Source organism: Arthrobacter sp. Y3223166 (assembly GCF_059090935.1).
This window is the reverse complement of sequence record NZ_JBNHGE010000002.1, coordinates 64,355-90,373: the sequence shown is the minus strand read 5'-3', so window position 1 is coordinate 90,373 and position 26,019 is coordinate 64,355. Positions and strand designations below refer to the sequence as shown.

The 26,019-nt window shown below is 67.3% G+C and carries 25 protein-coding genes and 2 pseudogenes; 13 read left to right on the top strand and 14 right to left on the bottom strand.

Translation table 11 applies throughout. The features are described from left to right. Positions 1-8: 8 nt before the first annotated feature. The 4 genes from AC5RUH_RS01995 to AC5RUH_RS01980 form a co-directional block, all read right to left on the bottom strand. Complete coding sequence (locus AC5RUH_RS01995; RefSeq protein ID WP_494127765.1) at positions 9-539, bottom strand: cysteine hydrolase family protein; 531 nt, start codon at positions 537-539, stop codon at positions 9-11. 52 nt (positions 540-591) lie between these two features. Continuing rightward, positions 592-2,019, bottom strand: a complete 1,428-nt coding sequence (locus AC5RUH_RS01990) for a purine-cytosine permease family protein (RefSeq protein ID WP_494127764.1) — start codon at positions 2,017-2,019, stop codon at positions 592-594. 100 nt (positions 2,020-2,119) lie between these two features. Then, positions 2,120-3,760, bottom strand: a complete 1,641-nt coding sequence (locus AC5RUH_RS01985; RefSeq protein ID WP_494127763.1) for a BCCT family transporter — start codon at positions 3,758-3,760, stop codon at positions 2,120-2,122. A 42-nt stretch (positions 3,761-3,802) separates the two neighbouring features. After that, complete coding sequence (locus AC5RUH_RS01980) at positions 3,803-4,750, bottom strand: flavin reductase (protein WP_494127762.1); 948 nt, start codon at positions 4,748-4,750, stop codon at positions 3,803-3,805. Between the two features lie 139 nt (positions 4,751-4,889). Between AC5RUH_RS01980 and AC5RUH_RS01975 the strand changes: the two genes are divergently transcribed. From AC5RUH_RS01975 to AC5RUH_RS01935, 9 genes are all read left to right on the top strand, one after another. After that, complete coding sequence (locus AC5RUH_RS01975; protein ID WP_494127761.1) at positions 4,890-5,573, top strand: GntR family transcriptional regulator; 684 nt, start codon at positions 4,890-4,892, stop codon at positions 5,571-5,573. Positions 5,574-5,621: 48 nt separating this feature from the next. Next, a complete protein-coding gene (locus AC5RUH_RS01970) occupies positions 5,622-6,740 on the top strand; it encodes an LLM class flavin-dependent oxidoreductase (protein WP_494110234.1) in 1,119 nt (372 codons plus the stop codon). Beyond that, on the top strand, positions 6,733-7,362 hold the full coding sequence (locus AC5RUH_RS01965; RefSeq protein ID WP_494127760.1) for an amino acid synthesis family protein: 630 nt from the start codon (positions 6,733-6,735) through the stop codon (positions 7,360-7,362). The genes AC5RUH_RS01970 and AC5RUH_RS01965 overlap by 8 nt, the downstream gene beginning before the upstream one ends. Further along, complete coding sequence (locus AC5RUH_RS01960) at positions 7,359-7,910, top strand: amino acid synthesis family protein (protein ID WP_494013243.1); 552 nt, start codon at positions 7,359-7,361, stop codon at positions 7,908-7,910. The genes AC5RUH_RS01965 and AC5RUH_RS01960 overlap by 4 nt, the downstream gene beginning before the upstream one ends. A gap of 2 nt (positions 7,911-7,912) precedes the next feature. Beyond that, positions 7,913-8,665 carry an alpha/beta fold hydrolase gene (locus AC5RUH_RS01955; protein WP_494127759.1) on the top strand — a complete coding sequence of 251 codons (753 nt, stop codon included), beginning with the start codon at positions 7,913-7,915 and terminating at the stop codon, positions 8,663-8,665. Continuing rightward, positions 8,658-10,139 carry an aldehyde dehydrogenase gene (locus AC5RUH_RS01950; RefSeq protein WP_494013245.1) on the top strand — a complete coding sequence of 494 codons (1,482 nt, stop codon included), beginning with the start codon at positions 8,658-8,660 and terminating at the stop codon, positions 10,137-10,139. Before AC5RUH_RS01955 ends, AC5RUH_RS01950 begins: the two co-directional genes overlap by 8 nt. Positions 10,140-10,148: 9 nt before the next feature. Continuing rightward, the gene (locus AC5RUH_RS01945) at positions 10,149-10,376 is read left to right on the top strand and encodes a tautomerase family protein (RefSeq protein ID WP_494013246.1); all 228 of its coding nucleotides are present in this window, start codon (positions 10,149-10,151) and stop codon (positions 10,374-10,376) included. Continuing rightward, positions 10,376-10,681, top strand: coding sequence for a hypothetical protein (locus tag AC5RUH_RS01940; RefSeq protein WP_494127758.1), 306 nt, complete (start codon positions 10,376-10,378; stop codon positions 10,679-10,681). The genes AC5RUH_RS01945 and AC5RUH_RS01940 overlap by 1 nt, the downstream gene beginning before the upstream one ends. Positions 10,682-10,756: 75 nt before the next feature. Beyond that, the gene (locus AC5RUH_RS01935) at positions 10,757-12,217 is read left to right on the top strand and encodes an amino acid permease (RefSeq protein WP_494127757.1); all 1,461 of its coding nucleotides are present in this window, start codon (positions 10,757-10,759) and stop codon (positions 12,215-12,217) included. Positions 12,218-12,248: 31 nt separating this feature from the next. On the opposite strand, the pseudogene AC5RUH_RS01930 reads toward AC5RUH_RS01935, so the two are convergent. From AC5RUH_RS01930 to AC5RUH_RS01900, 7 genes and pseudogenes are all read right to left on the bottom strand, one after another. Beyond that, positions 12,249-12,740: pseudogene (locus AC5RUH_RS01930) on the bottom strand (DEAD/DEAH box helicase); the annotation flags it as partial. Positions 12,741-12,857: 117 nt separating this feature from the next. After that, positions 12,858-14,405 (bottom strand): annotated as a pseudogene (locus AC5RUH_RS01925) (DEAD/DEAH box helicase); the annotation flags it as partial. Between the two features lie 10 nt (positions 14,406-14,415). Then, positions 14,416-15,069 carry a GDSL-type esterase/lipase family protein gene (locus tag AC5RUH_RS01920; RefSeq protein ID WP_494127756.1) on the bottom strand — a complete coding sequence of 218 codons (654 nt, stop codon included), beginning with the start codon at positions 15,067-15,069 and terminating at the stop codon, positions 14,416-14,418. Between the two features lie 189 nt (positions 15,070-15,258). Further along, positions 15,259-15,879 carry an RraA family protein gene (locus AC5RUH_RS01915; protein WP_494127755.1) on the bottom strand — a complete coding sequence of 207 codons (621 nt, stop codon included), beginning with the start codon at positions 15,877-15,879 and terminating at the stop codon, positions 15,259-15,261. Continuing rightward, entirely contained in the window at positions 15,872-16,267 is a 396-nt protein-coding gene (locus AC5RUH_RS01910; protein ID WP_494127754.1) for a RidA family protein, read from the bottom strand. The genes AC5RUH_RS01915 and AC5RUH_RS01910 overlap by 8 nt, the downstream gene beginning before the upstream one ends. Then, entirely contained in the window at positions 16,264-17,625 is a 1,362-nt protein-coding gene (locus AC5RUH_RS01905; protein WP_494002080.1) for an MFS transporter, read from the bottom strand. The genes AC5RUH_RS01910 and AC5RUH_RS01905 overlap by 4 nt, the downstream gene beginning before the upstream one ends. Positions 17,626-17,817: 192 nt before the next feature. Next, on the bottom strand, positions 17,818-18,975 hold the full coding sequence (locus AC5RUH_RS01900; protein WP_494127753.1) for an RsbRD N-terminal domain-containing protein: 1,158 nt from the start codon (positions 18,973-18,975) through the stop codon (positions 17,818-17,820). A 117-nt stretch (positions 18,976-19,092) separates the two neighbouring features. Between AC5RUH_RS01900 and AC5RUH_RS01895 the strand changes: the two genes are divergently transcribed. Genes AC5RUH_RS01895 through AC5RUH_RS01885 form a run of 3 tightly spaced genes read left to right on the top strand, consistent with a single transcriptional unit; the run spans position 19,093 to position 22,770 of the window. Next, positions 19,093-20,784, top strand: a complete 1,692-nt coding sequence (locus AC5RUH_RS01895; protein WP_494127849.1) for a thiamine pyrophosphate-dependent enzyme — start codon at positions 19,093-19,095, stop codon at positions 20,782-20,784. Continuing rightward, entirely contained in the window at positions 20,781-22,037 is a 1,257-nt protein-coding gene (locus AC5RUH_RS01890; RefSeq protein ID WP_494127752.1) for a M20 family metallo-hydrolase, read from the top strand. The genes AC5RUH_RS01895 and AC5RUH_RS01890 overlap by 4 nt, the downstream gene beginning before the upstream one ends. Before the next feature lie 28 nt (positions 22,038-22,065). Continuing rightward, on the top strand, positions 22,066-22,770 hold the full coding sequence (locus AC5RUH_RS01885) for a DsbA family oxidoreductase (protein ID WP_494013254.1): 705 nt from the start codon (positions 22,066-22,068) through the stop codon (positions 22,768-22,770). Between the two features lie 67 nt (positions 22,771-22,837). Here AC5RUH_RS01885 and AC5RUH_RS01880 read toward each other — a convergent pair whose 3' ends face one another. Continuing rightward, a complete protein-coding gene (locus tag AC5RUH_RS01880) occupies positions 22,838-23,476 on the bottom strand; it encodes a dihydrofolate reductase family protein (RefSeq protein ID WP_494127751.1) in 639 nt (212 codons plus the stop codon). Between the two features lie 246 nt (positions 23,477-23,722). On the opposite strand from AC5RUH_RS01880, the gene AC5RUH_RS01875 reads away from it, so the two are divergent. Beyond that, the gene (locus tag AC5RUH_RS01875; protein WP_494127750.1) at positions 23,723-24,913 is read left to right on the top strand and encodes an MFS transporter; all 1,191 of its coding nucleotides are present in this window, start codon (positions 23,723-23,725) and stop codon (positions 24,911-24,913) included. Between the two features lie 116 nt (positions 24,914-25,029). Here AC5RUH_RS01875 and AC5RUH_RS01870 read toward each other — a convergent pair whose 3' ends face one another. After that, a complete protein-coding gene (locus tag AC5RUH_RS01870) occupies positions 25,030-25,707 on the bottom strand; it encodes a LytR C-terminal domain-containing protein (RefSeq protein ID WP_494127749.1) in 678 nt (225 codons plus the stop codon). After that, on the bottom strand, positions 25,700-25,999 hold the full coding sequence (locus AC5RUH_RS01865) for a type II toxin-antitoxin system VapB family antitoxin (protein ID WP_493977152.1): 300 nt from the start codon (positions 25,997-25,999) through the stop codon (positions 25,700-25,702). Before AC5RUH_RS01865 ends, AC5RUH_RS01870 begins: the two co-directional genes overlap by 8 nt. Positions 26,000-26,019: the final 20 nt, after the last annotated feature.

The window sequence follows — 26,019 nt, the reverse complement described above, 5'->3', positions numbered from 1 at the left end:
GGGTGCGCTCAGAGCGCCGCGGCGTGTGGCCGCACCATGAATTCGGCGCTGGTGGTCACGGTGACCATCGGCGCGAGCAGTTCCAGCAGTTCCAGTGTGGACCGGTGCGCCTGGTCGTTCTGCCCGGCGCACGCGTCGGCGACCACCGTCACGAAGCGGCCGGCATCCGCCGCCCCGAGCGCGGTGGCCAGGATGCAGCAGTCGGTGGCGACGCCGGTGAGGACGATTTCGTCTCCCGCCGGGATCCGGCGGGCCATCTCGTCACCCCATTTCGTGAAGGTCGGCAGGTCCAGCGTCGCCACGATGTCGACGCCGGGCAGCTCCACGTCCCAGACGGGATCGGCCGGATCCAGCCGCATGCTCTGCCAGCGGTCGTAGTAGGCGGACCAGGAACCGGACTCGGCCGGGTCCGGGACGAACCGCGTGATGAGCGGACTCAGGCCGGACCCCACCAGCCGGGCAATAGCCTCGGCGGCCTCGTGGTAGCGCGGCACGTGCCAATCGCCCTGCTGGCGGAACGCACGCTGCATGTCGACCACAACCAAATGCTGCTGCCCTGTCCGATCCGTCCGATTCCCGTCCGTCATTGTCCTAGCCCTCCTTGTCGGCGGTGAGCAGTGACCGCCCGGACAGCCGCGGCAACCGGTAGGTCACCAGGTAGGCCACGGTGGCGATAGCCGCGCCCACGTAGAAGGACAGGTCGCCGATCTGGGGGAAGGCCGCTGCAACAGGGCCCGTGTAGATGGCGGAGATCCAGAACGGCGAGGAGCCTACGACGCCGGCCGCCCAGGCGATAAAGCCCCACTCGAACTTTCGGGACTTGTCGTAGAGTTCCTGGATGCCCTGCCGGCTCCGGCGTCCGCCGAAGATGTAGTCGCAGATCAGCACCGCAACATAGGGCGCAACGCAGTAAGCAGTCAGGTTCAGGAAGGCGGTGAACCCGTCATAGAACCCGTGCTGGCCCCAGAGCGCCACCAGGTAGGACGCGATGCAGATGAACACGACTGCGACATGACGGCTCACCGGCACGCCCATGGTCTGGATGGAGATGGCGCCGCCGTAGACGTTGAGGAAGTTTTGCGTGAAGGAAGACAGGGCAACGATGCCGAGTCCGATGACCGCCCACGGCCCCATCAATTCATCCAGCGCCGCAATCGTGTCGGAGGAGGTGGCGGTGGATCCGAGCAGCGCGCCGAGGATGCCCATCCAGGAGAGCGTGATGAAGTTACCCAGCATGGTGAACCAGCCCGCGCCGCGCCGGTTGGCCGCGTTGTTCGGCAGGTAGCGCGAGTAGTCGGAGGCGAACGGCATCCAGGCGACGATGTAGGAGAAGAAGTAGCCGAAGAAGATGATCCAGCCGCCCACGCCCAGGAAGCCCTCGGCGTCTGGGTTGGGCGTGTTGACGACCTTGCCGGAGGCCACCGTCACGACGGTGACGAAGATGAAGCCGGCCAGCAGCACGAAGGAGAGCACCCGCTGCAGGAAGTGGATCAGGTTGTAGCCCATCACGGCGACCCCGAGCTGCAGCAGCATCAGGACCAAGGCGGACAACCAGAACGGCATGCCGGTGAGCAGTCCGATGGCCTGCCCGCCGAGGATGACGGTCACCGAGGCCCAGCCGACGCCAGCGAAGACGTTGACATAGGCGACCGGCAGCAGGTTGCCGATAAAGCCCAACGGCCCGCGGGCCTGCATCTGCTGCGGGATGCCGAGCCGGACGCCCATCCCGCTGAGGTAGCCCATCACCGTGGCGGCGACCAGTCCGGCGCCGAGGATGGCCAGGACCGCGGACCAGAACGGCAGGCCGAAATACGCGGCGCTGAAGCCCAGCACGACCAGCGGGAAGTTCATGCCGGCCGCGAACCAGAGGAAGAACTGCGAGCGCGGCTTGCCGTGGCGCTCCACGTCCGGGATGTGTTCGATGCCGTACGGCTCGATCTTGGTCAGGCTGTCACGGTAGCCCCGGTCCTCAGCGGTGTTGCCCTCCCCGGCAGACACGCTGTTAAGTTCAGTTTTCACGGTGATCCCTTTGATTCTCGATCGGTACCGGCGGCCCCCTGTGGGCTGCCGGGTGGAACGGCACGGGTCGGGTCGTCCCCGCCTGCCCGTGCAGGGTAGATCAGTCCAAAGAAATCGGTTCCTTGTCCGCGACAGCAGCCCGCCCCGCAGCTGGCTGTGCCAGGACAGGCTGTTTCGAAGTCGGGCCCTGAAATTCAGGGTCCCTTCGCAGTTCGATGATGAGCGATACGCCCAGCAGTGCCACGATGATCGTGAACGGCAGCGCCGAGAGCATCGCCGCCTGCTGGAGGGCGGCCAACCCCCCGACAAGGAGCAGCAGCACCGCGCACACGCCGGTGAGTGCGCCCCAAATGCTCAGTACCGGCTTGCTGGGCTCCAGCGTCCCCTTGGACGAGAGCATGCTCAGCACGAAGGTGTTGGCGTCGGCGCCGGAGATGAAGAACAGTGCCACCAGGATCACGGTAATGACGGAGGTAAGCGTCACCAGCGGCAGGTTTTCGAGCATCGCGAAGAAGGCCGAGTTAATGTTCTCGTTCGTTGCCTCGCCGATCCTGGCACCGTTCATATCCATGTTGATGGCGGTGCCGCCGAAGATGGTGAACCACGCGAAGAACACCACGCTAGGCACAGCCAGCACGCCGGCGACGAATTGCCTGATGGTTCGGCCTCGGGAGATCTTGGCCAGGAAGACCCCGACGAAGGCACCCCAGCTGAGCCACCAAGCCATCATGAAGTACGTCCACCACTGCATCCACTGCATGTCCTCGGGCGTACTCGGGGTGATCAGGCTCGCCTCAAGGAAGTCGTTGAAGTAGGTGCCGACCGAGCGGAAGAACAGGTTGGAGATGAAGTTGGTCGGCCCGGTGATCAGCACGAAGAGCGCCAGCAGGACCGACAGCGACATGGTCACTTGGCTGATGTACTTGATCCCGCGGTTTACTCCGGACAATGCGGACAGCGTGAACAACACCGTCACCACCGCGATGATAAGGATCTGCATAGCCAGGCCGGACGGGAGCCCGAAGACCCGGTCCATGCCCTCGGCGATCTGCGAAGCACCCAGACCCAAAGACGTCGTCGTACCAAAAAGCGTGGCGATGATGGCGAACACGTCGATCAACTTGCCGAACCAGCCGTCCATCGCTGTGCCGAAGATGGGCCTAAGCATGGGAGATACGAGTCCGGGACGCTTCTTGCGGTGGGTCGAGTAAGCAATGGCCAGGCCGAAGATGCCAAACACGGCCCAGGCGTGCGGTCCCCAGTCGAAGAAACTGAACTGCATCGCCCGGACGGCGGCCTGCATGGTTTCAGGCTCGGCCAATGCATGTGGGGGTGCCATGAAGTGCGAAATCGGTTCCGCCACGCCATAGCTGATCAGGCCGATGCCCATCACGGCGGACAGGATCATGGCTAGCCAGGCCCACGTGCTGTGTTCCGGCCTGTCGGTGCTGGACCCCAACCGGATCCCGCCATAGCGGCTGAAAGCCAGGTAGAGCATGAGCCCGATGCACAACAGTGTCACCAGAAGATAGCTCCAGCCCACCGACCTCGCTACCCAATCCATGCTCGTGGTCATGGCGGCGCCCAAGCTGTCCGGCGACACTGCCGCCCAGAGGACGAAGGCTGCGATCAGTCCCAGCGATGCCCAGAAAACTACGCCGGGCCTTCGGTCGGCATGAATGCCGTCCTGCAGCGGATCGCGTGGCGCCCCGCGGGACGACTTGGCTAATTGTTGAACCATGGAAATCTCCGAATCTCAGGAGCAGGCTGCCGGCAGTTGCCGTTACAGCGGGGAAAGACCTTCGCTGTCGTAGAAGCGGCCGGCCTGGTAGACCATGGGCGAAGCGTCGCTAACTTCGGCGTGCCGCACTCGGCAGATGAAGACGGTATGCGTCTTGGCTTGAAAACGTTCCCTGATCTCGGCTTCGAGCGCGGCGGAGGATCCGTCGAGCAGCGGGGAGCCGTTGGGGCCGGCGTGCCATTCGATCTCGGCGAACTTGTCCGCCGCCTTCGATGCGAAGGTGGCAACGGTGTCCTGCTGCCGGTTGCTGAGGATATTGATGCCAAGGTGTGTGGAGGCAAACAGTGCGGGGTAGGTCGACGAGGTCTTTTGGATGCAGACCATCACCAGCGGCGGTTCCAGCGAAACAGACGCGTAGGCGTTCACGGCCAGCCCCTTGGGGGTGTCCCCTTCCGTCGTCGTCACCACTGTCACGCCGGTGACAAACTGACGGTTGAAAGTCTTCATGATCTCGGGGTCCGGTTCTCCGGAGAGAGAATCGACGACGACGCCGGGACCCTCCGCCTCGAGCGCGTCACCCAAGTGCCGGATCCCCAGCGACCCCAGCAGTTCCCTGCTGTCCCAGGTCACGGTTTCCTGCTTAATGCGGCCGCCTGCCATGGAGACGAAGTTGGAACCGCGGGTCTGCACCCGGCGTCCGGTCGGCGGCACGCCCATGAAAGCAGCGCTGTGCGTTCCCGTCGACGTCCAGAAGATGGCTGCCGTGTCACCATCGACAACCACCGCGTCCACCGTGGTGACCAGGTCGGGGAAGGCCCGCCGGACTTCCTGGATGTCCTCCTGCAGCTGGCCGAGATTCATGCTCTTGCCGCTGCCTTTGCTGATCCTGATGTAGTCCGGCGTAACCAGCGCTTCAAGCGCTTCTACCTCCCCGCGATCCCACGCTGCGGACCATGCACTTGCCACTGCAGTATCAAAAGTCTGTTGCATGGCAGTGAGCGTAATGTAGATCACTAGAGAAGGCAACATCGAGCTGGAAATTCAGCCGGGAGGCCACAACTAGCGCGGAGCAGTGCGGATTTGTTGCGAAGCCTTGACGAGCTGATGCATGCAACATAACCTCTGATGTATGCAACAGACGACCACCCAGCAGGACCTCCTGCAGCCGGGCGAGGAACTGCCCCTCCTCGACCGGGTCCGCGCGCTCATCCTCGGGGGTGATTTCCCGCCGGGCGCTCCGGTGTCCGAAGTGTTCCTCGCTCAGGAGTTCGACGTGAGCCGCACACCGGTTCGCGAAGCCCTGAAACAGCTGCAGCACGAGGGCCTCGTGGAAATTCGGCCGAAGGTCGGCACCTTCGTCCGGGAACCCACTCGGCGAGAGATTGTCGAACTGTTCCAGCTCAAGGAAAGCTTCGAAGGACTGGCAGCCGGCCTGTTGGCCCGCCGCGGCCCCGTGCGCGAGATTGCGGTTCTGGAACGCAATCTGGAGGAATCCGACGAGGCGGCCGCCGCAGGCGACGCCGAGCGCTATGCGGCGTTGGTGCACGAGTTCCACCAGACCATCATTGACGGCGCCGACAACAACAAGCTGGCCGAACATTACGGGCGCCTGATGAACCAGTTGGCGTATCACCGGCTCGTCCTGCGCACCGCCGGGCATCCTGGTCGAATCGTCGCCTCTACCGCCGAACACCGCACCGTGCTGCAGATGATCAAGGACAAGGACCATTTCGGTGCCGAAGCGGCCATGCGCAACCACGTCTATGCATCGTCCCGCGAAGTCCTGACCGACTCGCGGACCCGAAACGACTGACCTTCTACTACGACATCCGGGCATCTAAGCCCTGTGAAAGGACCCACCATGCGCTTTTCCATCTTCCACGGCCTTGGCGCCCCAGGAGACCTGGGCAACTACAACCAGCACATGAAGGATGCCCGCGAGTACGCGGTGACCGCGGAGAAGTACGGCTTCTGGTCCACCTGGTACACCGAGCACCACTTCGGCCACGAGGGCCAGGAACTGACTCCAAATCCCATCCTGATGGGCGTGGACATTGCCGCCCGCACCTCCAAGATCCGCATCGGCCAGGCCGCTTCCATCGTCACGTTCTGGCACCCGCTGCGGCTGGCCGAAGACCTGGCGCTGCTGGACCAACTCTCCGACGGCCGGCTCGAGGTCGGCGTCGGCCGCGGCCTGTACGGACGCGAGGCGCTGAACCTGAACCCGGCCGCCGATCCCCGCGACCAAGAGAAGAACCGGGCGCTCTTCGCCGAGACCATGGAGATCCTCGACAAGGCCTGGTACAACGACTTTTTCAGCCACAAGGGCGAGTTCTACGAGTTCCCGGCCCCGGGCGTGAAGTGGAACCACCCGCTCTCCCCCGCCACCCCCGAGTACACCGAAGACGGTGTCATCACGAAGATGGCCGTGACGCCGCGTCCGCTGCAGCCGAAGCTGCCGCTGTGGCAGGTCATCGACACTCCGCGGTCCATCGTCGGAGCCGCCCAGAACGGGGTCCAGGGCATCTTCTGGCTGCCGCCCGTGTCCGCGCTCAAGGGCCGGTTCGAGCTGTACCGCGAGCACGCCGCCCAGGCCCAGGGCCGCGAGGTGCCGCTGGGCGAGGGCATCGCGCTGGTCCGCGACGTGTACGTGGCCGACACCATGGAGCAGGCGCGCGAAGAGTTCGAAGAAGCGGTCATGAACACCTACCGCTGGATCACCCACTGGCGCGGACTGTCCAACCTGATGGAAGAGGGCGAAGAACTCACCGACGCCCACACGCTGGACTTCGACATGCTGATGGACCGCAACATGCTGGTGGGCACGCCGGAGTACGTCACCGAAAAGGTCCGGGAACTGCAGCGCGAAGTCGGCCTGGAGCACATGATGCTGTGGACCACCCACCCCGGGCTGGAGCACCACAAGGCGATGCGCAGCCTGGAGCTGTTCTCGGAGAAAGTGAAGCCCCACTTTGACTAACATCGCCCCGGCCACACCGGGTGAACATCCCGGCATCCGCAAGATCGTCTACTACCAGGAAGAGATACTGCAGGAAAACGGTGCCTTCGCTCCGGTTCCGGTATACCGGGCGACCGCGGCAGCGGTGATCACGAACCCCTGGATCGGAACTGCAACGGACACCGACCTGGCCCCGGCATCGAAAATTGTCGCGCCTGCGGTCGCGCGGTTGCTGACCGACCGTCTCATCGCCGGGCTTGGCGGTGCCGACCGGATCGAGGCGTTCGGCAAGGCCGCGGTCGTCGGCACGTCGGGGGAAATTGAACATGCGGGAGCATTGATCCATACCCCGTACTTCGGCAACCTCGTCCGGGAGTTCCTGGAGGGCACGTCCATCATTTGCTTCGCCGACGACCGAGCCGACGCGGGAGAGCCTCTGGTGGTGCCCATGTGGCACAAGACCCAGGCAGCCACCCGCAGCCACTACCAAACCATCACCACACGAATCTCCGACGGGCCCCGGCCGGACGAGATCGTCGTGGTTGCCGCGGCATCAACCGGTCCCCGCCCGCACGCCAGAATCGGCGACCGCAGCACCGACCCGGCCGTCACGTCCCGCATCCTCGAAGGAGCCACCGCATGAACGTCCGCAAGATCGTTACCCTGACCGAAGAAACCCTGACCGAAGGCGGCCGGCCGGTCGAGCCCAACGCCCGGGTCGCCGTCGTAGCCGCAGTCATCGACAATCCCTGGCGCGGCCAGGGCTTTGTCGAAGACCTCACCGCCGGTATCGACGAGGTCGCCTCAAGGGTGGGCGAACTCCTCGCCCCCCGCGTGGTGAAGGCCCTCGGCGGGACGGTGGAAGCGTACGGCAAGGCGGCGATAGTGGGCCTCGAGGGCGAGATCGAGCACGGCTCGGCACTCATCCACACGCTGAAGTTCGGCGACCACTTCCGCAATGCGGCCAATGCCACCACGCTGCTGCCGGCTGTGGAAAAGCGCGGCCCGGCCGGGGTGACGTTCGACATCCCGCTGAAGCACATCACCGACGCGACCATCCGCTCGCACCACCAGAGCGTCGAGGTCCGGCTCGCCGATGCCCCGCATCCGGGCGAAATTGTCATCGCCTTGGCCGCCGCATCACAGGGCCGCCCGCAGCAGCGGCTGGCGCCCCTGGCCACCGAACAGTAACCGTGGAGACGAACCTGCCGATCGTCCTGCTGCACGGCGTCGGGCTGGACCGTTCCATGTGGGAACCGCTGGGCGAGCGTCTGCGCGACTCCACCGGACGGACCGTGCTGGCGCTTGACCTGCCCGGCCACGGCGGCCAGCCGCGGCTGGAGGCGCCGGTCTCGCTGGCCGACCTGGCCGACGACGTCGCGTCGCGGCTGCCCGGGCGGGCGCACCTGGTGGGCTTCTCGCTGGGCGCTCTGGTCGCGCAACATTTGGCCCGGTTCCGGCCCGAGCTCGTGGTTACCCTGACCAGTGTCAGCTCGGTGTGCCGGCGCACTCCGCAGGAGGCTGCATCGGTCGCGTCCCGGCTGGACAGCGCTGCGGCGGACTTTCCAGGCAGCGTCGAGGCCTCTATGGAGCGCTGGTTCCCGGCCGGTTCGGGGATCGACGCCGCCACAGTGGACGGCATTCGCCGGACCCTGCTGGCCAACGACCAGCAGTCGTACCTGCACGCGTACAGGGTCTTCGCTACCGAGGACGCCGAGATCGGCGCGGAACTCGGTGCCATTGTCGTGCCGTCGCTGGCCGTCACCGGGGACCAAGACCCCGGCTCGACCCCGGAGATGACCCGCCGTTTGGGCGAGGCCATCCCGGGGGCGCGCACCGCCGTCGTGCCCGGGGCCCGCCACATGCTCCCGGTGCAGCGCCCGGCCGAATTGGCGCGCCTCATCACCGACTTCATCAACGAATCGAGTCACGATACCCATGACTAGGAACTACAACCACTTCATCGACGGCCGCTGGAGCGCCCCCGCCGACGGCGCCTACTTCGAGAGCACCAACCCCGCCACGCTCGAGGTCCTCTACTCCGCCGCCCGCGGCAGCAAGGCCGACGTCGACCGCGCGGTCGCTGCTGCACGGGCTGCCTTCGAGAACCCGCTCTGGCGCGACCTGAGCCAGACCAAACGCGGGCACCTGCTGCGGCGGCTTGGCGACCTGGTGGGTGAGAACGCCGAGGAACTGGCACGGATGGAGACCGAGGACAACGGCAAGCTGCTGCGCGAGATGCGCGGGCAGCTGGCCACGTTGCCGGAGTACTTCTATTACTACGCCGGCCTGGCGGACAAGGTGCAGGGCAGCCAGATTCCCACCACCAACCCGGCGATCCTCAACTACACGCAGCGCGAACCGCTGGGCGTGGTCGGTGCCATCACGCCGTGGAACTCCCCGTTGACCCTGACGACGTCGAAGCTCGCCCCGGCGCTGGCGGCCGGCAACACGATCGTCATCAAGCCCTCCGAGTACACCTCGCGGACCGTCCTGCGGCTGGCCGAGCTGGCCGCCGAGGCCGGTTTCCCCGACGGCGTGGTCAACGTAGTCACCGGCATGGGTGCTGAAGCCGGCGCCGCACTGGTGGACCATCCCGGGATCGCCAAGATCTCCTTTACCGGGTCCACCGCCACCGGCTCGGCGATCGCCGCGTCCGCCGCGTCCCGGTTCATCGGCACCACCCTGGAGCTCGGCGGCAAGAGCCCCAACATCGTGTTCGAGGACGCCAACGTGGCCAATGCGGCCATGGGCGTGGTGGCCGGGATTTTTGCCGCGGCCGGCCAGACCTGCATCGCGGGCAGCCGGGTCTTTGCGCACCGTTCCATCTATGACGAGCTGCTGGAACGGGTGGCCGAGCGGGCCGGGAGCATCGTGATCGGCGACCCGCTGCAGGACAGCACTGAACTGGGACCGCTGGCGTTTGCCGCGCAGCAGGAGAAGGTGGGCTCCTACGTGGAGCTGGGCGTCTCCGAGGGCGCCACTGTCTTGACTGGTGGCGGGCGGCCGGACGTCGAGCTGCCCGGCTACTTCTACGCACCCACGGTGCTCACCGACGTCGACAATTCCATGCGGGTGGTCCGCGAGGAGATTTTCGGCCCGGTGGCGGCGATCATGCCGTTCGAGACCGAAGAAGAAGTGCTGCAACTGGCCAACGACACCCAGTACGGGCTCGCGGCCGGTGTCTGGACGCAGAACCTGGCCCGAGCCCATCGGATGAGCCGGCGGCTGGAGGCCGGAACGGTCTGGGTCAACACGTATCGCGCGATGTCGCCCATGTCGCCGCGGCAGGGTTTCAAGAACAGCGGGGTGGGCATCGAGCACGGCATGGAGTCCATGCATGAGTACACGCGGCTGAAGAGCGTTTGGATCAACACCGACGAGGGCCCGGTGGCGGACCCGTTCGTGATGCGAAGCTAGGAGGACGACATGCCGTTGATTGACGTATCGATTGCCGAGGGTCGTACGCCGCAGCAACTGCGGGACCTCGTGAGCGCCCTGCACCGCGCCGCGGAAGAATCCGTGGGCGCGCTGCCGCAGAACACCACCGTGATCATCCGGGAGGTCCCGACCACCCATTGGTCGAAGGCCGACCAAACCATCGCCGAGCGCCAGCAGGCCGCCACGGCACCCGTCACGGAAGGAAACCCCGCCTGATGTTTGTGGACGTGGACCGGGAGGACGGCGCCGCCGTCAAGGATCCGGAGAACCTGCGCGAACTCGCCGTGCGCGCCGATGGCTTAGGCGAACAGGAGGTTGCCCAGACGCTGGCAGCGGCCGGGTTGGGCACCGTGGACGCAGGCTATGCCTGGCTGGACGTGGCGCAGCTGCGGGCCAGCGGCGCCGCCCAACCTCCGTCGTGGGCCAAGGAGTTCGACGGCATGATCGGCTTTGCGCAGAGCCGCGGCTGGCTCAGCGACGACGGCCACAGCGTCCGCGCGCACGTCGACTACGGCAGATAAGGTTCCGGGCGGGGCGTAGAATTGACTGGCCGCTTTTTTGACCGGCCGTCTCCCTCCAGCAAGGTTGTTTCTCCCATGCCGCAATTCGCGTCCGCGCTCGCGCGTGGCCTGACTGTCCGCCACATCCGTTTCATGGCCCTCGGCTCCGCGATCGGCACCGGCCTGTTCTACGGCTCGGCCGCCGCGATCCAGGCCGCCGGCCCAGCCGTGCTGCTGGCCTATGCCATCGGCGGCGCCGCGGTCTTCCTGGTCATGCGGGCGCTGGGCGAGATGGCGGTGCGGCACCCGGTCTCCGGGTCGTTCGGCCAGTACGCCAGCCGCTACTTGGGCCCGTTCGCGGGGTTCATCACCGGTTGGACGTTCGCGTTCGAGATGGCCATCGTGGCGATCGCGGACGTGACGGCGTTCGGCATCTACATGGGTTTCTGGTTCCCCGAGGTGCCGCGCTGGATCTGGATCCTCGCCGTCGTGTTCTTCATCGCCGCCCTGAACCTGGTCAAGGTCAAGGTGTTCGGCGAGACCGAATTCTGGCTGTCGCTGGTCAAGGTCGCAGCGATCATCGCCATGATTGTCGGCGGCGCCGCGATCATCATCTTCGGCTTCGGGCTGCCGGACGGGGCCAACCCGGGACTGGAGACCATGCTCGGGTCCGGCGGCTTCTTCGCCAACGGGTTCTGGGGGCTGCTGGCCTCCTTCTCCATCGTGATGTTTGCGTTCGGCGGAATCGAGACCATCGGGATCACGGCCGGCGAAGCGGAGAACCCGAAGAAGGCGATCCCGGGCGCGATCAACACGGTGCCGGTGCGGATCCTGCTCTTCTACGTCTGCACCCTGGCCGTGCTGATGATGATCTCGCCGTGGGACCGGATCGACGGCTCCACCAGCCCGTTCGTGCAGATCTTCGACATGCTGGGCATCCCGGCGGCCGCGCACATCCTCAACGCCGTGGTGATCACCGCCGCCATTTCCGCCATCAACTCCGACACGTTCGGCGCCGGGCGGATGATGTACGGGCTGGCCGAGCAGGGCCACGCGCCGAAGGCCTTCGCGAAGATCTCCCGGCACGGGGTGCCGTGGATGACGGTGGCGACGATGGCCGCGGTGCTGCTGGCCGGCGTCGTGCTCAATGCGCTCCTGCCGGAGTCCCTGTTCCTGATCGTTGCGTCGATCGCGACATTCGCCACGGTGTGGGTCTGGTTGATGATCCTGCTCTCCCACATCGCGATGAAGCGGGAGATTGCGCGGAAGGGGCTGCCGGCGTCGGAATTCCCGGTGCCGTTCTGGCCTGTGGCGTCCTACCTGGCGCTGGCGTTCATGGTCTTCATCGTGGTGCTGCTGGGTATCATGCCGGACACTCGTGTGGCGCTGCTGGTGGGCTGCGCGTGGATCGCCCTGCTGTTCGTGGCCTACCGCTTCGGCATCAAGGGCGCCGGGCGGCGCCGCGCGGAGCTGGTGGACGAGACTGGCGTGGACGTGGCGGCGGAGGCCTCCCCCGGCACAGGCGGAGCAGTAGTCCGGACGCCGGCGGAGCAGTAGTTTAGGCCCCTAGCCCTGCGCTTACCGACGCTCAGTCGATCTGGGTCCCGCGGGCCACTGCCCCGCGCCGGATGAGCCGCACGGCCTCGCGGCACGTGCCGGCCGTGGCCGGCGACTCCGGGTGGGCGGCGGCCACCTGCTCGAGCAGGTCGGCGCACCGCCTGGCCCAGAGCACGAAGCCCCCGGCGGACAGCCCCGTCTCCGGCAGGACGTCGGCCAGGCTTCGGCCAGCCGCCCAGCCGTACAGCGGGCGGACCAGCCCGGTCTCCGGTTCCGGTGTGCCCGGCAGCCGGTAGCGCCGCTCCAGCACGTTCAGCTCCGCCCAGACGTCCGTGAGGGTGTCGAAGGAGGTCTGCAGCCCGCCGGTCGGCATTTTCACCGGCCCCGCCGGGCTCCTGCCGCTGCGGTACACCAGGGCGGCGGCAAAACCGGCAAGCTCAACCGGGCTGAGCCGTCGCGCGGCATCCCTGTCCAGGCCCAGGCAGACCAGCAGGTCCCGCTCGCCGTAAATCCCGCGCAGCCGCGCGCCGCCGTCGTCGATTAGCACCCCTTGCGCACCGACCGTCAGGTAGCCGTACCGCGCGAGCACCCGAACCAGGCCCTCGAAGGTTTCCTCATGAACCCCGAGGTTTGGCCGGCCGGACCTCCCCGCTTGGAAACTGGCGAACGACCGCGCCAGCAGTGCGCGCGCGCCCTCGTGGCCGTGCCGCGCAATGAGATTGACGGCCACGTTGTAGCCGGGCCGGAAGCCGGAGTCCAACGGGTAGGCGCGCCGGGAGGCCAGCGCCGCGACGGCCGCCGGGTCCACTCCCGGTCTCCACAGCACGACGGCGTGGCCCTCCGCGTCGATGCCGCGCCGGCCCGCACGTCCGGTCAGCTGCGTATATTGGCCCGCGGTCAAGGGAACCATGGCCTCGCCGTCGAACTTCTCCAGCCGCTCGAGCACCACCGAGCGGGCGGGCATGTTGATCCCCAGGGACAGGGTCTCCGTGGCGAAAACGGCCTTGAGTAGGCCCTCGGCGAACAGCTGCTCCACCAGTTGCCTGCACGCCGGAAGCAATCCCGCATGATGCGCGGCGACGCCACGGCGCAGGCCCTCCCGCCACCCTGGGATTCCGAGCGCCTCGCCCTCCTCCCCGGTCAGCCCAAGGTCCGCGGCCTCGACCCGGCGTAGGATCTCCCTGCGTTCGCGCAGGTCCGTCAGCCAGAGTCCCGATTCGGTGCAGGAACGGACGGCGGCGTCGCACCCGGCCCGGGAGAAGACGAATACGATCGCCGGCAGTAGCCCGTCGCGGCCGAGCCGCTGGAGCAGCTGCGCCCAGGGCTTGGACTCTCGGCCGCCTTCTGCCGGGCTGCGTGACCGGTGGAACTGCCGGGTCCGGCCGCGCTCCTGCTCATCGCCGGCGGTGGATCCGGCCAGCGAGGCTGCGTCGGACAGCGCCAGCAGGTGGGGGTTGAGCGGATGCCCGTCCAGCATCGCCGGTGGTTGCGGGTCGAGCTCGTCAAAGGCGACGGGCTCGGCGAACAGGTCGAACAGCTGGTTTTCGGCCATGACGTGTTGGAACAGGGGCACCGGGCGGTGTTCGGACACCACCACGGCGGTAGCGCCCCGGACCGCTTCCAGCCATGCCCCGAACTCTTCGGCGTTGGAGATGGTGGCGCTGAGGCTGACCAGCCGCACGGTTTCCGGGAGCTGGATGATGACCTCCTCCCACGCGGTTCCCCTGGTCCGGTCCGCCAGGTAATGCACCTCGTCCATCACCACATACGCCAGTCGCTCCAGGCCCGGGGATCCCGTGTAGAGCATGTTGCGCAGCACCTCGGTGGTCATGACGACGACGTCGGCGTCCGGATCGACGCTGCTGTCTCCCGTGAGCAGGCCGACCCGGGCGCTTCCGTAGGCCGCGGAGAGATCGGCGAACTTCTGGTTGCTCAGCGCCTTGAGGGGCGTGGTGTAGAACGTCCTGGTGCCCTGGGCGACGGACAGGAAGGCGGCGAAGTCCCCCACCACCGTCTTGCCGGCCCCGGTGGGGGCCGCGACCAGCACCCCGCGGCCGTGCTCGAGCGCCGAGCAGGCCTCTACCTGGAACGGGTCCAGTTCGAAGCCCAGCCGGTCCCGGAATTCCCGGAGCCCGCGGGCGCCGGCCGCGCCGACCGAGCCGGCTTCAAGGCGTTCGTTGTCCGGCATCTTCCGGCGCTCAGGCGCCGATGACCAGCGAGCGAGGGGCGGCCTGCTCGGGGAACAGGTAGGCGCTGATGGCGTGCGCGATCTTGCGGCCGCCCTGGACGGAGGGCTCGATCGGATTCGCGTAGTCGGCGTCTTCGGGACAGATAAGCCTCAGGTCCACCAGCGCCAGCCCCCGGGCGAAGACGGCCCGGGTGATGTGGTCGTTGAACAGGGCGGCGGCCGACCGGATGATCCGCTGATCGGGGCCGGAAGGCGGGGTGTCGTAGATGGTGCAGGCCGCCGTCGGCAGCCCCGTGGCCGCGACCGCATCCAGCATCGCGGCGTAGCCGGCGCCGAATTTATCCTGGGCATCGGCGAACATTGCAAGGGCTTCGGCCGCCCACACGGCCGGTTCATTGAGCAGGTAGGCGAAACCGAGGGCGTCGTTCCCGCCCACGCTGATCACCAGATGCGTGGCGTCCCGCGGGAGGGAGCGGAGCTGGCCGGCGACCCCGCTGATGACGGCGCCGTCGAGGGCCAGGAGCGTGGCCTGCCACCCGCGCGGCAGCAGCCCGCGAAGGTGAGTCACGACGTCGGGGCCGCCGGCAACATAGGCAGCGTTGTCGAACACCGAGTCGCCGAGCAGCACGACGTGGCCGGTGCTGCCGGGTGCGTCAGCTGCCATGTCGCCCTCCTGTTTCAGGGTCGGTGAGGTTTTCGGGACCGCGGGCGGGCACTCGGGCCGGTGAGCACACCTTATCCCCCCGCCCCGACCACCCGGTAGGTGCGCCCCTATCCCCCTGGAGCAGGCCAGAGGACGAAAGGACCCGGGCGCCGTAGAGCGCACCCGGGTCCTTGAGCGAATTACTGTTCGCTAGCCGAGGTAGAGCACGTCCTCCAGCGGCTCCCCCGCGGCGATCCGCTTCAGGATCGCCGGCTCGGCATCGTCCGAGGCAAGGGCGGAATCGACGACGGCGGCTGCCACCTCGGGCGCCAGCACCACCACTCCGTTCTCATCACCCAAGACGATGTCGCCGGGATTCACCGTGGTGCCGCCGATGGTGACCGCGACACCGAACTGCGACCGGCCGGAGCCGTGCCGCTTCGTGGTCAGGCACGTGGTGCCGCGCGCGAACACCGGCAACGCCCCGCCGTCGTCCGCCGCCTGCAAATCCGCGAGATCGGTGACCGGTCCATCCACCAGGATGCCCGCGGCACCGCGGGCCCTTGCCGCGGCAGAGGTGACCGCACCCACCGGGGCGTGGCTCCGGTCCCCGTTCAGGTCCAAAACCAAGACCTCGCCGGGACGAAGCCGGACCAGCGCCTGGTTCACGGCCACGGCATCTGCGTCGGGAATTAACGCAGTGGCGGCGACCCCGATCATGCGGACACCCGGCACGATGCTCCGGATGTCCCCGCTGCAGAAGCCGTCCTCCAGAAAGTGGCCGAGGGTGGGGAGGCTGACCCGGCCCAGTTTCCGCAGCAACTCATCCATGGTCTGCCCCTGGAACCACTGCCACGCATTCGATCTCCAGGGACACGCCCCACAGGCTGACGCACACCGACGTGCGGGCCGGCCGGTGCGGGCCGAAGTACTCGTCGTACACGGCGTTGTATTCCTCGAGCTGGTCAGCACTGGTCAGGTAGGTATTCACCTTGACCACGTGCTGCAGGCCGCTGCCGGCCTCGATGAGGATCGCTTCGAGGTTCCGGATGGTCTGGCGCACCTGGTCGGAGAAGTTCTCCGGCTGATCGGTCAGGCCGCCGGGCCCCGCCGGGATCTGCCCGGAGGTGAAAACAAAACCGTTCGCCACCACCGCCTGGGAGTAGGGCCCCACCGGCCCCACCGCACCCGGCGCTGCAGTGATGCGGCGAATGCTCACGATTCCGCCTTGGCAAATGCCTTCACCGTGTCCGTGTTGTCTACGGCGTCGATATCGCCGTGGCGGGTCTCCGTCAGGAGGTACAACGCGATGAGGGAGAGTACTGCGGCGCCCATGATGTACCAGGCGATGGACGTGCTCTGGCCGGTGGCCGCCAGCAACGCTACGGTGATCGCGGGAGTAGCCGCGGAGCCCAGCAGGCCGGAGAGCATGTAGGAAACGGACAGGCCGGAGTAACGGACCTTGGACCCGAAGAGCTCGGCGAGGAAGGTCGCGATCGGTCCGTAGTTGGCGGAGAAGGCGAGCATCATCAGGCCGTAGGCAACGAAGAGCAGCGGCTCGGATCCGGAGTTGAGCAGCCAGAAGAACGGGAAGGCCAGGAGGGCCTCGGCGATGATGCCGGCGAAGATGATGGGTTTGCGGCCCACGCGGTCCGAGAGCCGGCCGAAGAAGGGGATGGCGACGAACGCCAGCGCGCAGGCGAACATGACCACCCAGAGCATCTTGTCCTTGGAGTAGCCGAGCTCCGCTGTGCCGTAGTTGACGCCGGAAGCGACCAGGAGGGTGAAGGTGCTGCCCGTGGAGAGGGTGGCGACGCCGCCCAGGATGACCTGCTTCCAGTAGCGCTTCATCAGGTAGGCGAACGGCAGCTTGGCCTTGGCCCCGGTCTCGCGGACCATCTGGAAGGACGGAGTCTCCTCGATGTTGAGGCGGATGTAGATTCCGACCGCAACCAGAACGGCGGAGAGGAGGAACGGAACGCGCCACCCCCAGCTGAGCAGGGCCTCGTCGCTCATGCTCGAGGCCACGATGAGGAACGCGACGTTGGCCAGCAGGGTTCCGATCGGAACACCGATCTGCACCATGGAGCCGAAAAAGCCGCGGCGGTTCTCCGGCGCATGCTCAACGGTCATGAGCACTGCGCCGCCCCATTCGCCGCCGAGCGCCAGCCCCTGGATGAGGCGCAGCAGCAGAAGCAGCAGCGGCGCCGCCACACCGATGGTGTAGTAGTCCGGCACCAGGCCGATGGCGAAGGTCGCCGCGCCCATGGTCATCAGTGAGATCAGCAGCATGGACTTGCGGCCCAGCCGGTCGCCGAAATGACCGAACAGGATGGCCCCCACCATGCGGGCCAGGTAGGCCGACGCGAAGGTCAGGAACGAGAGGATGGTGCCGACGGCGCCGTCGAGCTCGGGGAAGAAGATCCGGTTGAACACCAGCGCGGACGCGGTGCCGAAAAGAAACAGGTCGTACCACTCGACGGTGGTGCCGATGACGCTTGCCGTGGATATCTTCCGCATCTTCCGGCGGTCCAAACGGGCCGCGGCCGCGCTGGTGGGTGTCACATGCTGGGACATTGCATCTCCAATAGGGGTGCGAAGTGGTCGGCGGCAGGGCCGCATGCTCGTGCTGAGCGCATTCGAATCGTTTACCCACTATCCCGGCGTGTAGTGTGCCTCACAATCGCTAAGCACACACGTTTCGGACGCCGGGGCTGGGCATCTGCACACCCGCGCCGACACAACCCCTACAGGCCCCCGAGGTTTGCCTTAGGCCCAGGCGACAACCGCGCGGGCCGCCTCCACGGGTTTCATCAGGTCAATGCCGGTCAGGTCCTTGAAGCGCTTGAGCCGGTTCAGGATGGTGTTGCGGTGGCAATAGAGGTGCTCGGCGGTTTCGGTGACGCTCCCGTTCCGCATGAAGCTGAGCACGGTTTCTTCCAGCCGGTCGCGTTCGTCCGGCCGGCAAACCGCCAGTTGTGCCTCGAGCCCGGCCCTGACATCGATGCCGATCCCCGCCATCCGCAGGCGGGTCAGGCGGGTCCAGTCCTCACCTACGGTCAACGGCTGCTTGTCACTGCTGTTGACCAGATCGCTGAGCACCGCGGCGATCCTCGCCGCCGGCGTCAGTTCCCCAAGTCCGAGCACGGGGCCGTGCACCCCGCAGGGAACGGATGCCAGCGGTGCCGGGACCCGCACCCCGCCCAGGTCCTGCATCCCCTGCGTTTCGGGCCAGAACACGTACGTGTACTTGTCCGCCTGATGCAGGAAGGCCGGCGCCCCACGGTGTGAATAGGACGCGAGCTGCCGCAGCGCCGCGGCGGCCTTCCCCTGCGCGGCGGCTATCCCGAACCGGCCGTCCGGATTCACGTCGAACGCTGTGGCGAAGCGGTTCCGGGTCTCCGGCAGCTGGCCCTCCGGCCCGAACAACGCGGCCACGAACTCATGCCGCACGCCCGCTTCCTCCCGGGCCATGAGGATACGCTCGGCGAGATAGCTGGAATGGGCGGCGGCGGCATAGTCGTCAACCACCTTCCAGACGGTTTCCACCCGGTTTGTCAGCATGGCGGCGTCCTCGGGGCCCGACAGCTCCAACAGGCTGCCCCAGACCACCGGAAAGTCGAGACGCACGGCGGAAATCAGCGCCTCCGGCGGCACACCCTGGCGTGCCCGGCGGGCGCCCAGTTCCTCCGCAAACCTCAGCAGGCCGGGATAGGAAGCGGGTTCCTCCAGGCAGTCCAGGATCAGCTCGAGGGACCCTGCCGCCGTCGACTCCAGGTCGTCGTGGCCGACCAGGTCCTGCGCGTAGCCTGGGATGCTCCGAACCCGCCGGACGAAATCCGCCTTCAACGCCCCGGCCTGCTGCCGCAGCCGCGCCACCAGACCGGCCCAGGCACGGTCGGACGTCTCGCCAAGGACTGTGTGCATGAGCACAGTCTAAACGCGCCAAAGGGGTTGGCTTCAGCTAGTTACTTCGAAGTTGGCTGCTGCCAGCATGGAACGAGACAAAGACCGAAGGAAGGGAACAGCGTGAGCACTACAGCCATGCCGGAGGCCGGCAGGTCCGGCAACGCAGGCAGCGCCGGCGCCGGCGCCGGTATCAGCGCGGGACATCTGATCGTGGCACAGCTCGAGGCCGCCGGGGTGAAACGCGTCTACGGCGTCCCGGGCGAGAGCTTCCTCGATGTCCTGGACGGCCTGCACGATTCCTCGATCACCACCGTCGTCACTCGCCATGAGGGAGGCGCCGGGTTCATGGCGCTGGCCGAGGGCCGGTTGACCGACCTTCCCGGGATCGCCATGGTGACCCGCGGGCCCGGCGCGGCGAACGCGTTCATCTCCGTCCATACCGCCTATCAGGACGCCACTCCCCTGGTGCTCTTCGTCGGACTCATCCCGGTGGCCGACCGCGGACGTGAGTCGTTCCAGGAGTTCGACATCAACGCCTGGTTCGGCAGCACCGCCAAGAAGGTCTTGGTCCTCGACCACGCAGCCTCGGCAGCCGCAGTCGTGGACGACGCCATCCACACCTCCCTCAGCGGCCGGCCCGGCCCGGTGGTCATCGGCCTCCCCGAGGACGTTCTCACCCACCTGGTCCCGGGCGGCGTCCCGGTGACGCCGCGAGCCTTGGCCCGCACGGCCCCGTCGTCGTCTGCACTGCAGGAATTCGGCACGAGGCTGGCACAGGCCAGCCGCCCGATGATCGTGGTGGGCGGCGAAAGCTGGACGCAGGAGTCCGGCGAGGCGCTGGCCCGCTGGGCGGCCGGGCGTGGAATCCCGGTGGCCGCAGACTTCCGCGCCTATGATGCCGTGCCGCACCGGCTCGAGGGCGGCAACAGCTACGTAGGGTCGCTCGGCTACGCCCGCAGTGACGCGCTGGCTGCACGGTTCGATAAGTCTGATCTGCTGGTGTTCATCGGCTGCCCGCGCGCGGACGTCCTGAGCGACGGGTACACCGCCGGCCTGGATGCCGAGACCGTGGTGGTAATGCCCGGCGACACGCTGGGGCACTTCGGGCGCCTCGACCAGCACATAGTGGCCGATCCGGTTGCGTTCACCGAGGCCCTGGCCGGGCTGCCGGAGGCCGGCGCCGCCGAGCCGTCCTGGCTGCCGGATGCCCGCGCCGAGTACGAGCGCTTCAGCTCCCCGGTGCCGGCCGACGGCGGCCGCGGCGTGGACCTGAACGAGTGCATGGCGGTGCTGCGCGAGGAACTGGACGACGACGCCGTCATCACCTACGGCGCGGGAAACCACGCGCTGTGGCCGGCACGCTACCTGCCACACTCGGCGGCCGACTCGCTCGTGGCACCGCGCAACGGCGCCATGGGGGTCGGCATCCCTGCCGCCGTGGCGGCCGGATTGATCTTCCCCGGCCGGCAGGTGGTCTCCGTGGCCGGCGACGGCTGCTTCCTCATGAACGGGCAGGAGTTCGGGACGGCCGCGGCGTACGGCAGCGCGCCGGTGGTCATCGTGGTGGACAACGGGTGCTTCGCGACCATCCGCGAGCACCAGGAGCGCAGCTATCCGGGCCGGCCGTCGGGCACGGAGCTCACCAACCCGGACTTCGCGCAGTGGGCCCAGTCCTTCGGTGGCTACGGCGAACGGGTGGAGCGGACAGCTGATTTCCGCGATGCCTTCCGCCGCGCCGTCGACAGCGGCAAGCCCGCCCTGCTGCACGTGCTGCAGGACCCATCCGTGCGGTCACCGAAGACCGGAGAACAGGAGGACGCGCGATGAGCGGGCTGGATTCACACGACGACGCACGCTTCTTGCGGGACTTCGAGGCGCTGAGCGGGTTCGGGGCGACGGAGAACGGCGGGGTCCACCGGCTGGCCGGATCGGCGGCGGACGGCGAACAGCGGCGCTGGTTCACCGAACTGCTGGAGTCGAAGGGCTTCCGCGTGGAGTTCGACCAGATAGGCAACCAATTCGGCCTGCTGGAGTTGGTGCCGGACGCGCCGTTTGTGGTGGTGGGCTCGCACCTGGACTCCCAGCCGACCGCGGGTAAGTACGACGGCGCCTACGGTGTCCTCGCCGCCGCCCACGCCGCGTTCCGGCTGGCGGCCGAATGGCGCTCCTCGGGCACGGTGCCGCGGCACAATCTGGCGGTGGTGAACTGGTTCAATGAGGAGGGCGCGCGGTTTAAGCCCTCGATGATGGGCAGCTCGGTCTACACCGGAAAGATGACCGCCGCTGCCGCGTTGGCGGTGGAGGACCCGGCCGGTATTACGGTCGCGGAAGCGCTGCAGTCCATCGGCTGCCTCGGGTCCGGAACGGGGCCGGCGGCGGTCTACTGCGCCGAGATCCACATCGAGCAGGGCCGGAGCATGGAGCGCGACGGCGTGACGATCGGCCTGGTGGATTCGAACTGGGCGGCGAACAAATACGAGTTCGTGGTGCACGGCGAGCAGTCGCACACCGGCTCCACGGTGATTGCGGACCGGAAGGATGCCCTGCTGGGGGCCTCGATGCTGGTGGTGGCGGCGCGGGAAATCGCGGACCGGTTCCCCGGCGTCCTGCACACCTCCGTGGGCCAGCTCGACGTGTATCCGAATTCCCCCGTCGTCGTGCCGTCCCGCGTGAACCTGTTGCTTGACCTGCGGTCTGCCGACGAGACGGTACTGGCCGAGGCCGACCAGATGCTGCACGAGCGGATGCTTCAGATCGAGCGGGCCGCGAACGTGCGGATCGACAAGGGCGGCTCCCACTGCTGGCCCGTGACGCCCTACCAGCCCGAGGGCGTGGAACTGGCCGAAAAGGCCGCGGTCGACCTCGGCCTTTCCTACCGGAAGGTGAAGACCCTGGCCGGGCATGACTCGACGAACATGAAGGACATCGTTCCGACGATCATGCTCTTCGTGCCCTCGGTCGAGGGCATCTCGCACAACGAGCACGAGTACACCAGGGACGAGGACATCGTGGCAGGCCTGCACATGCTCACGGACGTGGTCCGGCGCCTGTGCCACGGCGAGCTGGACCGCGCGGAATAGCCGACCCGCGCTCTTTGTTGACAAGTCCATGAAGATTGAGATCTGGTCCGACATTGCCTGCCCCTGGTGCTTCATCGGCAAGCGCCGCTTCGAAACGGCCCTGGAGGGCTTCGAACACAAGGACCAGATCGACGTCGAATGGCGCAGCTACCAGCTCGACCCCACCCTGCCGGAACACTATGACGGCACCGAGACCGAGTACCTGTCCCGGATGAAGGGCATGCCGCAGGACCAGGTCAAGCAGATGTTCGCCCACGTCACGGCGCAGGCCGAAGGCGAAGGGTTGAACTACGACTTCGACTCCGTGGTGGTGGCCAACAGCTTCACCGCGCACCGCTTCCTGCACCTGGCCAAGGAGCACGGCGTGATGGACCAGGCCAAGGAAGCCCTGCTGTCCGGCCATTTCGAGCAGGGCAAAGACATTGGCGACGCGGAGTATCTGGTGGGCATGGGCGTCGAACTGGGCATTCCCGAGACGGAGATCCGCGAGACGCTGGCCGGCGACCGCTTTGCCGCGGAGGTGCGCGCCGACATCGCCGAGGCCCGCGCGCTCGGCGTGAACGGGGTGCCGTTCTTCGTGCTGGACCGCAAGTACGGGATTTCCGGGGCGCAGCCGGCCGAGGCGTTCGCGCAGGCGATTCGGCAGGCGTGGAACGAGCGCAGCCCGCTGACCGTGCTGCCGCAGTCGAAGACCGACGACGGCGCGGTGTGCGGCCCCGACGGCTGCAACTGACCTGACCGGACCGGAACCGGCGGGCTGCTACCCGAAGCGGCCCGCCGGTTTTCTTGTGTCCTATGCCTTATCTTGTGCCCTGCGCGTTGCTGGGCGGCCCGTCGAGCACGGTGGGGACGTACTCGAGCAGCTGGAGCCGGCCGTCGAAGGTCCTGCTGTCCACCATCTCGAGCGCGACGTCCGGGTAGCCGTCGTAGATCCGCTCCCGGCCGGTGCGGCCGGTGATGACCGGGAAAACGACCAGCCGGAAGCGGTCCACGAGCCCCGCGGTCAACAGGGACCGGCACAGGCTGAGGCTGCCGAGGGTGCTGAGCTTGGTCCCGGCGCGTTTCATCTCAGCCACGGCCGCGACGGCATTCCCGGTGACCAGTTCCGAGTTCGGCCAGGTCAGCGGCGCCTGCAGCGTGGAGGAGAAGACGACCTTCGGCACGGCGGCGAGGCCGGTCAGGCTGGCGCCCTCATCTTCGGAGAATTCCGAGGACCCGGCCGCAGCCTGCTCGGACATGCCGGACATCAGCCTGTAGGTGTTCGCGCCCAGGAGGAAGGTGTAGTCCTTCTCCCCCTCCTGCTCGAGCCAGGCCAGATACTCCGGGCCCTCCAGCCCCCACCAGCCGGGCCAGCCCACGGCCGAGGCATAGCCGTCCAGCGAGATGATCAGGTCCACCATCAGGTTCGCAGATTGCGCCTGCGCAGTTGTCTCGCCCATCGCACGCTCCTCGCTCTGCCAGGCGCTTGGCCGACATGTTACTCCCGAAGCGATAGGTTGTTGAAGGTGCTCCGGGCGCCCAAGCGCCCGGAGCGAAGGTCCGCTTCCCTGAACTGTGGCGGTCGCTGTCCCCTTGGGCGACCGGCGAAGCACCCTGGCTGCACACTGCGGTTCCATCCGCGTGTGCAGCGCATGTACTGATTGGCCGGCCGACGCTTCGGCCCGAATGAGAGGACCGATAGCGGGATGAATCAGCAACCGACGAGGCTCTGGACCAAGAACTTTATTCTGGCCATCGTCGTCAACCTGTTCATCTCCCTGGTTTTCTACATGCTGATGACCACGATGGCGCTCTACGCCGTGGACCGCTTCCAGGCCTCCGACACCGCCGCCGGTTTCACGTCCAGCGCGTTCGTGCTCGGGTCGGTCATTGCGCGGATCTTCGCCGGCCGGCTGCTGGACGTCGTGGGCCGCCGGAAGATGATCCTGGCGACCATGGCCGTGTTCGTGGCCGCCTCGCTGCTGTACATTCCCACCGGTTCGCTGACCTGGCTGCTGGTGCTGCGCATCGTGCACGGCATGGCCTTCGGCGCGGGCACCACCGCGGTGGCTGCCTCGGCGCAGACCCTCATCCCCCACACCCGGCGCGGAGAGGGAACGGGGTACTTTGGCCTGTCCACCACGCTCTCGACGGCGGTGGGCCCCTTCGTCGGCGTGCTGCTGGCGGGGCTGGGCAACTACGATGCGATGTTTTACTTCTGCGCCGCCGCCTCCGTGGTTGCCCTGGTGGTGGCCCTGTTCCTGCGGGTGCCGGAACTGCCGGCCGCGAAGCGATCCGGCAGGTTCCGGATGAGCCTGAGCGATATTTTCGAGACGGCGGCCCTGCCCATCTCCTGCATCATCCTGCTGGCCGGGACCTCCTACTCCGGCATCCTGATCTTCCTGACCTCCTACGCGGAGTCGCGAGGCTCCACCTCCGCGGCCAGCGTCTTCTTCCTGGTCTATGCGGGGGCGGTGCTGGTCTCCCGCCTGTTCGCCGGCCGGATCCAGGACCGCCGCGGCGACAACAGCGTCATGTACCCCACCCTGATCTCCTTCGTGCTGGGGTTGGCGCTGCTGATCCCGGACCCCACCCTCCTGACCATCATCGGCTCGGCGATCTTCAGCGGCATCGGCTTCGGCACCATCATGTCCGGCGCGCAGGCGATTGCGGTGAAGGTGTCGCCGGCCATGCGCATCGGCACGGCCACGTCCACCTTCTTCCTGGCGCTCGACCTCGGTTCCGGGCTCGGCCCCATCCTCCTGGGCACGCTGGTTCCGGTTCTCGACTACCCGGGCATGTACGCCCTGCTGGCCGTGGTGATGGTGCTGACCACCCTGCTCTACTTCTTCGTGCACGGCCGCCGGAAGGGTACCGCCGGAGCCGTCGGCGCCTAGGGTCGCGGCGGCGGGCCTGGCGTCGCGGCGATGAGGGCGGGCGGCACGGCGGGAGCTGCGTGTCGCCGACGGTGCGGTACGCGACTTGGCCAGGCACCGACGTCGTGCTGGAAGCGCTACTCCTGCTCCGCCGGTTCGCTGGGGGTGGGCGACAGCCGCGGGCAGCTCAGCGTCCCCGGCGTCTGGTCCACCCGGTTAACCGGCACGAGTTCCTTGTAGCCGGCGCCCACCACCACGTCCACGCTGTCGTCGGCACGGTCGTCGGCCACATATTCCGAGTCGGGAATATTCCGTTGAAGGTTGAAGGCGTTGGCCTCGCCGGCCTTGCCGGACACGACGACGGCGCTCATCCCGTAGACGCTCAAGGTCTTGTTGCCGACGGAACCGATGTCGTAGCCGCGGTCGGACAACGCCGCGGCCACCTTGCTGCCCAGGCCTTCCAACTGCGTGCCGTTGTAGACGTTGAGCCGGAACGAACCGTTGTCCGGGTAGTCGTAGGTGCCGGTCGGGCAGGTGACCGCTTCCGGTGGCGGCGGCGGGCCCCAGCCGGGAACCTTCAGGTCGCCGCGGGCGACGGCCAGGGCCGCGAGCGCCGCCGCGATGACCAGGCCGACCAGCAGCACCAACACCGCCCCGTGCAGGATCCGCCGCTGGTAACTGTGCGGCTTCTCCACATTGCCGTCCTCGACGAAGACGCGGTCCAGATCCTCTTCGGTGATGACGCGCTGGCCCTGCCAGCTCAGTATCTGCTTGGGCTTGCGTCGGGGTGGCGGCGGGACGCTGGGTTCAGTCATCGACCACCAGGACCCGGGCATGCAGCACGGCCCTCTGGTGGAGCGCCGTGCGGACCGCGCGGTGCAGTCCGTCTTCCAGATAAAGGTTCCCCTGCCACTGCACCACGTGCGGGAACAAATCCCCGAAGAACGTGGAGTCCTCGGCCAGCAGGGCATCGAGGTTGAGCGTCGACTTGGTGGTGATCAGCTCGTCCAGGCGCACTTGGCGCGGCGGCACCTCGGCCCAATCCTTGGGGCTGACGTGGCCATGTTCGGGGTAGGGGCGGCTGTCGCCCACGGCTTTGAAGATCACGAACCCAGCCTAAGGAAGTC

Bases quoted from the DNA above. Each gene is read 5' to 3' on its own strand.
- AC5RUH_RS01880 (WP_494127751.1), bottom strand. From the start codon at position 23,476: ATGGGCGAGACAACTGCGCAGGCGCAATCTGCGAACCTGATGGTGGAC.
- AC5RUH_RS01875 (WP_494127750.1), top strand. From the start codon at position 23,723: ATGAATCAGCAACCGACGAGGCTCTGGACCAAGAACTTTATTCTGGCC.
- AC5RUH_RS01890 (WP_494127752.1), top strand. From the start codon at position 20,781: ATGAGCGGGCTGGATTCACACGACGACGCACGCTTCTTGCGGGACTTC.
- AC5RUH_RS01940 (WP_494127758.1), top strand. From the start codon at position 10,376: ATGTTTGTGGACGTGGACCGGGAGGACGGCGCCGCCGTCAAGGATCCG.
- AC5RUH_RS01980 (WP_494127762.1), bottom strand. From the start codon at position 4,750: ATGCAACAGACTTTTGATACTGCAGTGGCAAGTGCATGGTCCGCAGCG.
- AC5RUH_RS01975 (WP_494127761.1), top strand. From the start codon at position 4,890: ATGCAACAGACGACCACCCAGCAGGACCTCCTGCAGCCGGGCGAGGAA.
- AC5RUH_RS01905 (WP_494002080.1), bottom strand. From the start codon at position 17,625: ATGTCCCAGCATGTGACACCCACCAGCGCGGCCGCGGCCCGTTTGGAC.
- AC5RUH_RS01920 (WP_494127756.1), bottom strand. From the start codon at position 15,069: ATGGCAGCTGACGCACCCGGCAGCACCGGCCACGTCGTGCTGCTCGGC.
- AC5RUH_RS01950 (WP_494013245.1), top strand. From the start codon at position 8,658: ATGACTAGGAACTACAACCACTTCATCGACGGCCGCTGGAGCGCCCCC.
- AC5RUH_RS01970 (WP_494110234.1), top strand. From the start codon at position 5,622: ATGCGCTTTTCCATCTTCCACGGCCTTGGCGCCCCAGGAGACCTGGGC.
- AC5RUH_RS01900 (WP_494127753.1), bottom strand. From the start codon at position 18,975: ATGCACACAGTCCTTGGCGAGACGTCCGACCGTGCCTGGGCCGGTCTG.
- AC5RUH_RS01870 (WP_494127749.1), bottom strand. From the start codon at position 25,707: ATGACTGAACCCAGCGTCCCGCCGCCACCCCGACGCAAGCCCAAGCAG.
- AC5RUH_RS01935 (WP_494127757.1), top strand. From the start codon at position 10,757: ATGCCGCAATTCGCGTCCGCGCTCGCGCGTGGCCTGACTGTCCGCCAC.
- AC5RUH_RS01895 (WP_494127849.1), top strand. From the start codon at position 19,093: ATGCCGGAGGCCGGCAGGTCCGGCAACGCAGGCAGCGCCGGCGCCGGC.
- AC5RUH_RS01885 (WP_494013254.1), top strand. From the start codon at position 22,066: ATGAAGATTGAGATCTGGTCCGACATTGCCTGCCCCTGGTGCTTCATC.
- AC5RUH_RS01915 (WP_494127755.1), bottom strand. From the start codon at position 15,879: ATGGATGAGTTGCTGCGGAAACTGGGCCGGGTCAGCCTCCCCACCCTC.
- AC5RUH_RS01985 (WP_494127763.1), bottom strand. From the start codon at position 3,760: ATGGTTCAACAATTAGCCAAGTCGTCCCGCGGGGCGCCACGCGATCCG.
- AC5RUH_RS01960 (WP_494013243.1), top strand. From the start codon at position 7,359: ATGAACGTCCGCAAGATCGTTACCCTGACCGAAGAAACCCTGACCGAA.
- AC5RUH_RS01945 (WP_494013246.1), top strand. From the start codon at position 10,149: ATGCCGTTGATTGACGTATCGATTGCCGAGGGTCGTACGCCGCAGCAA.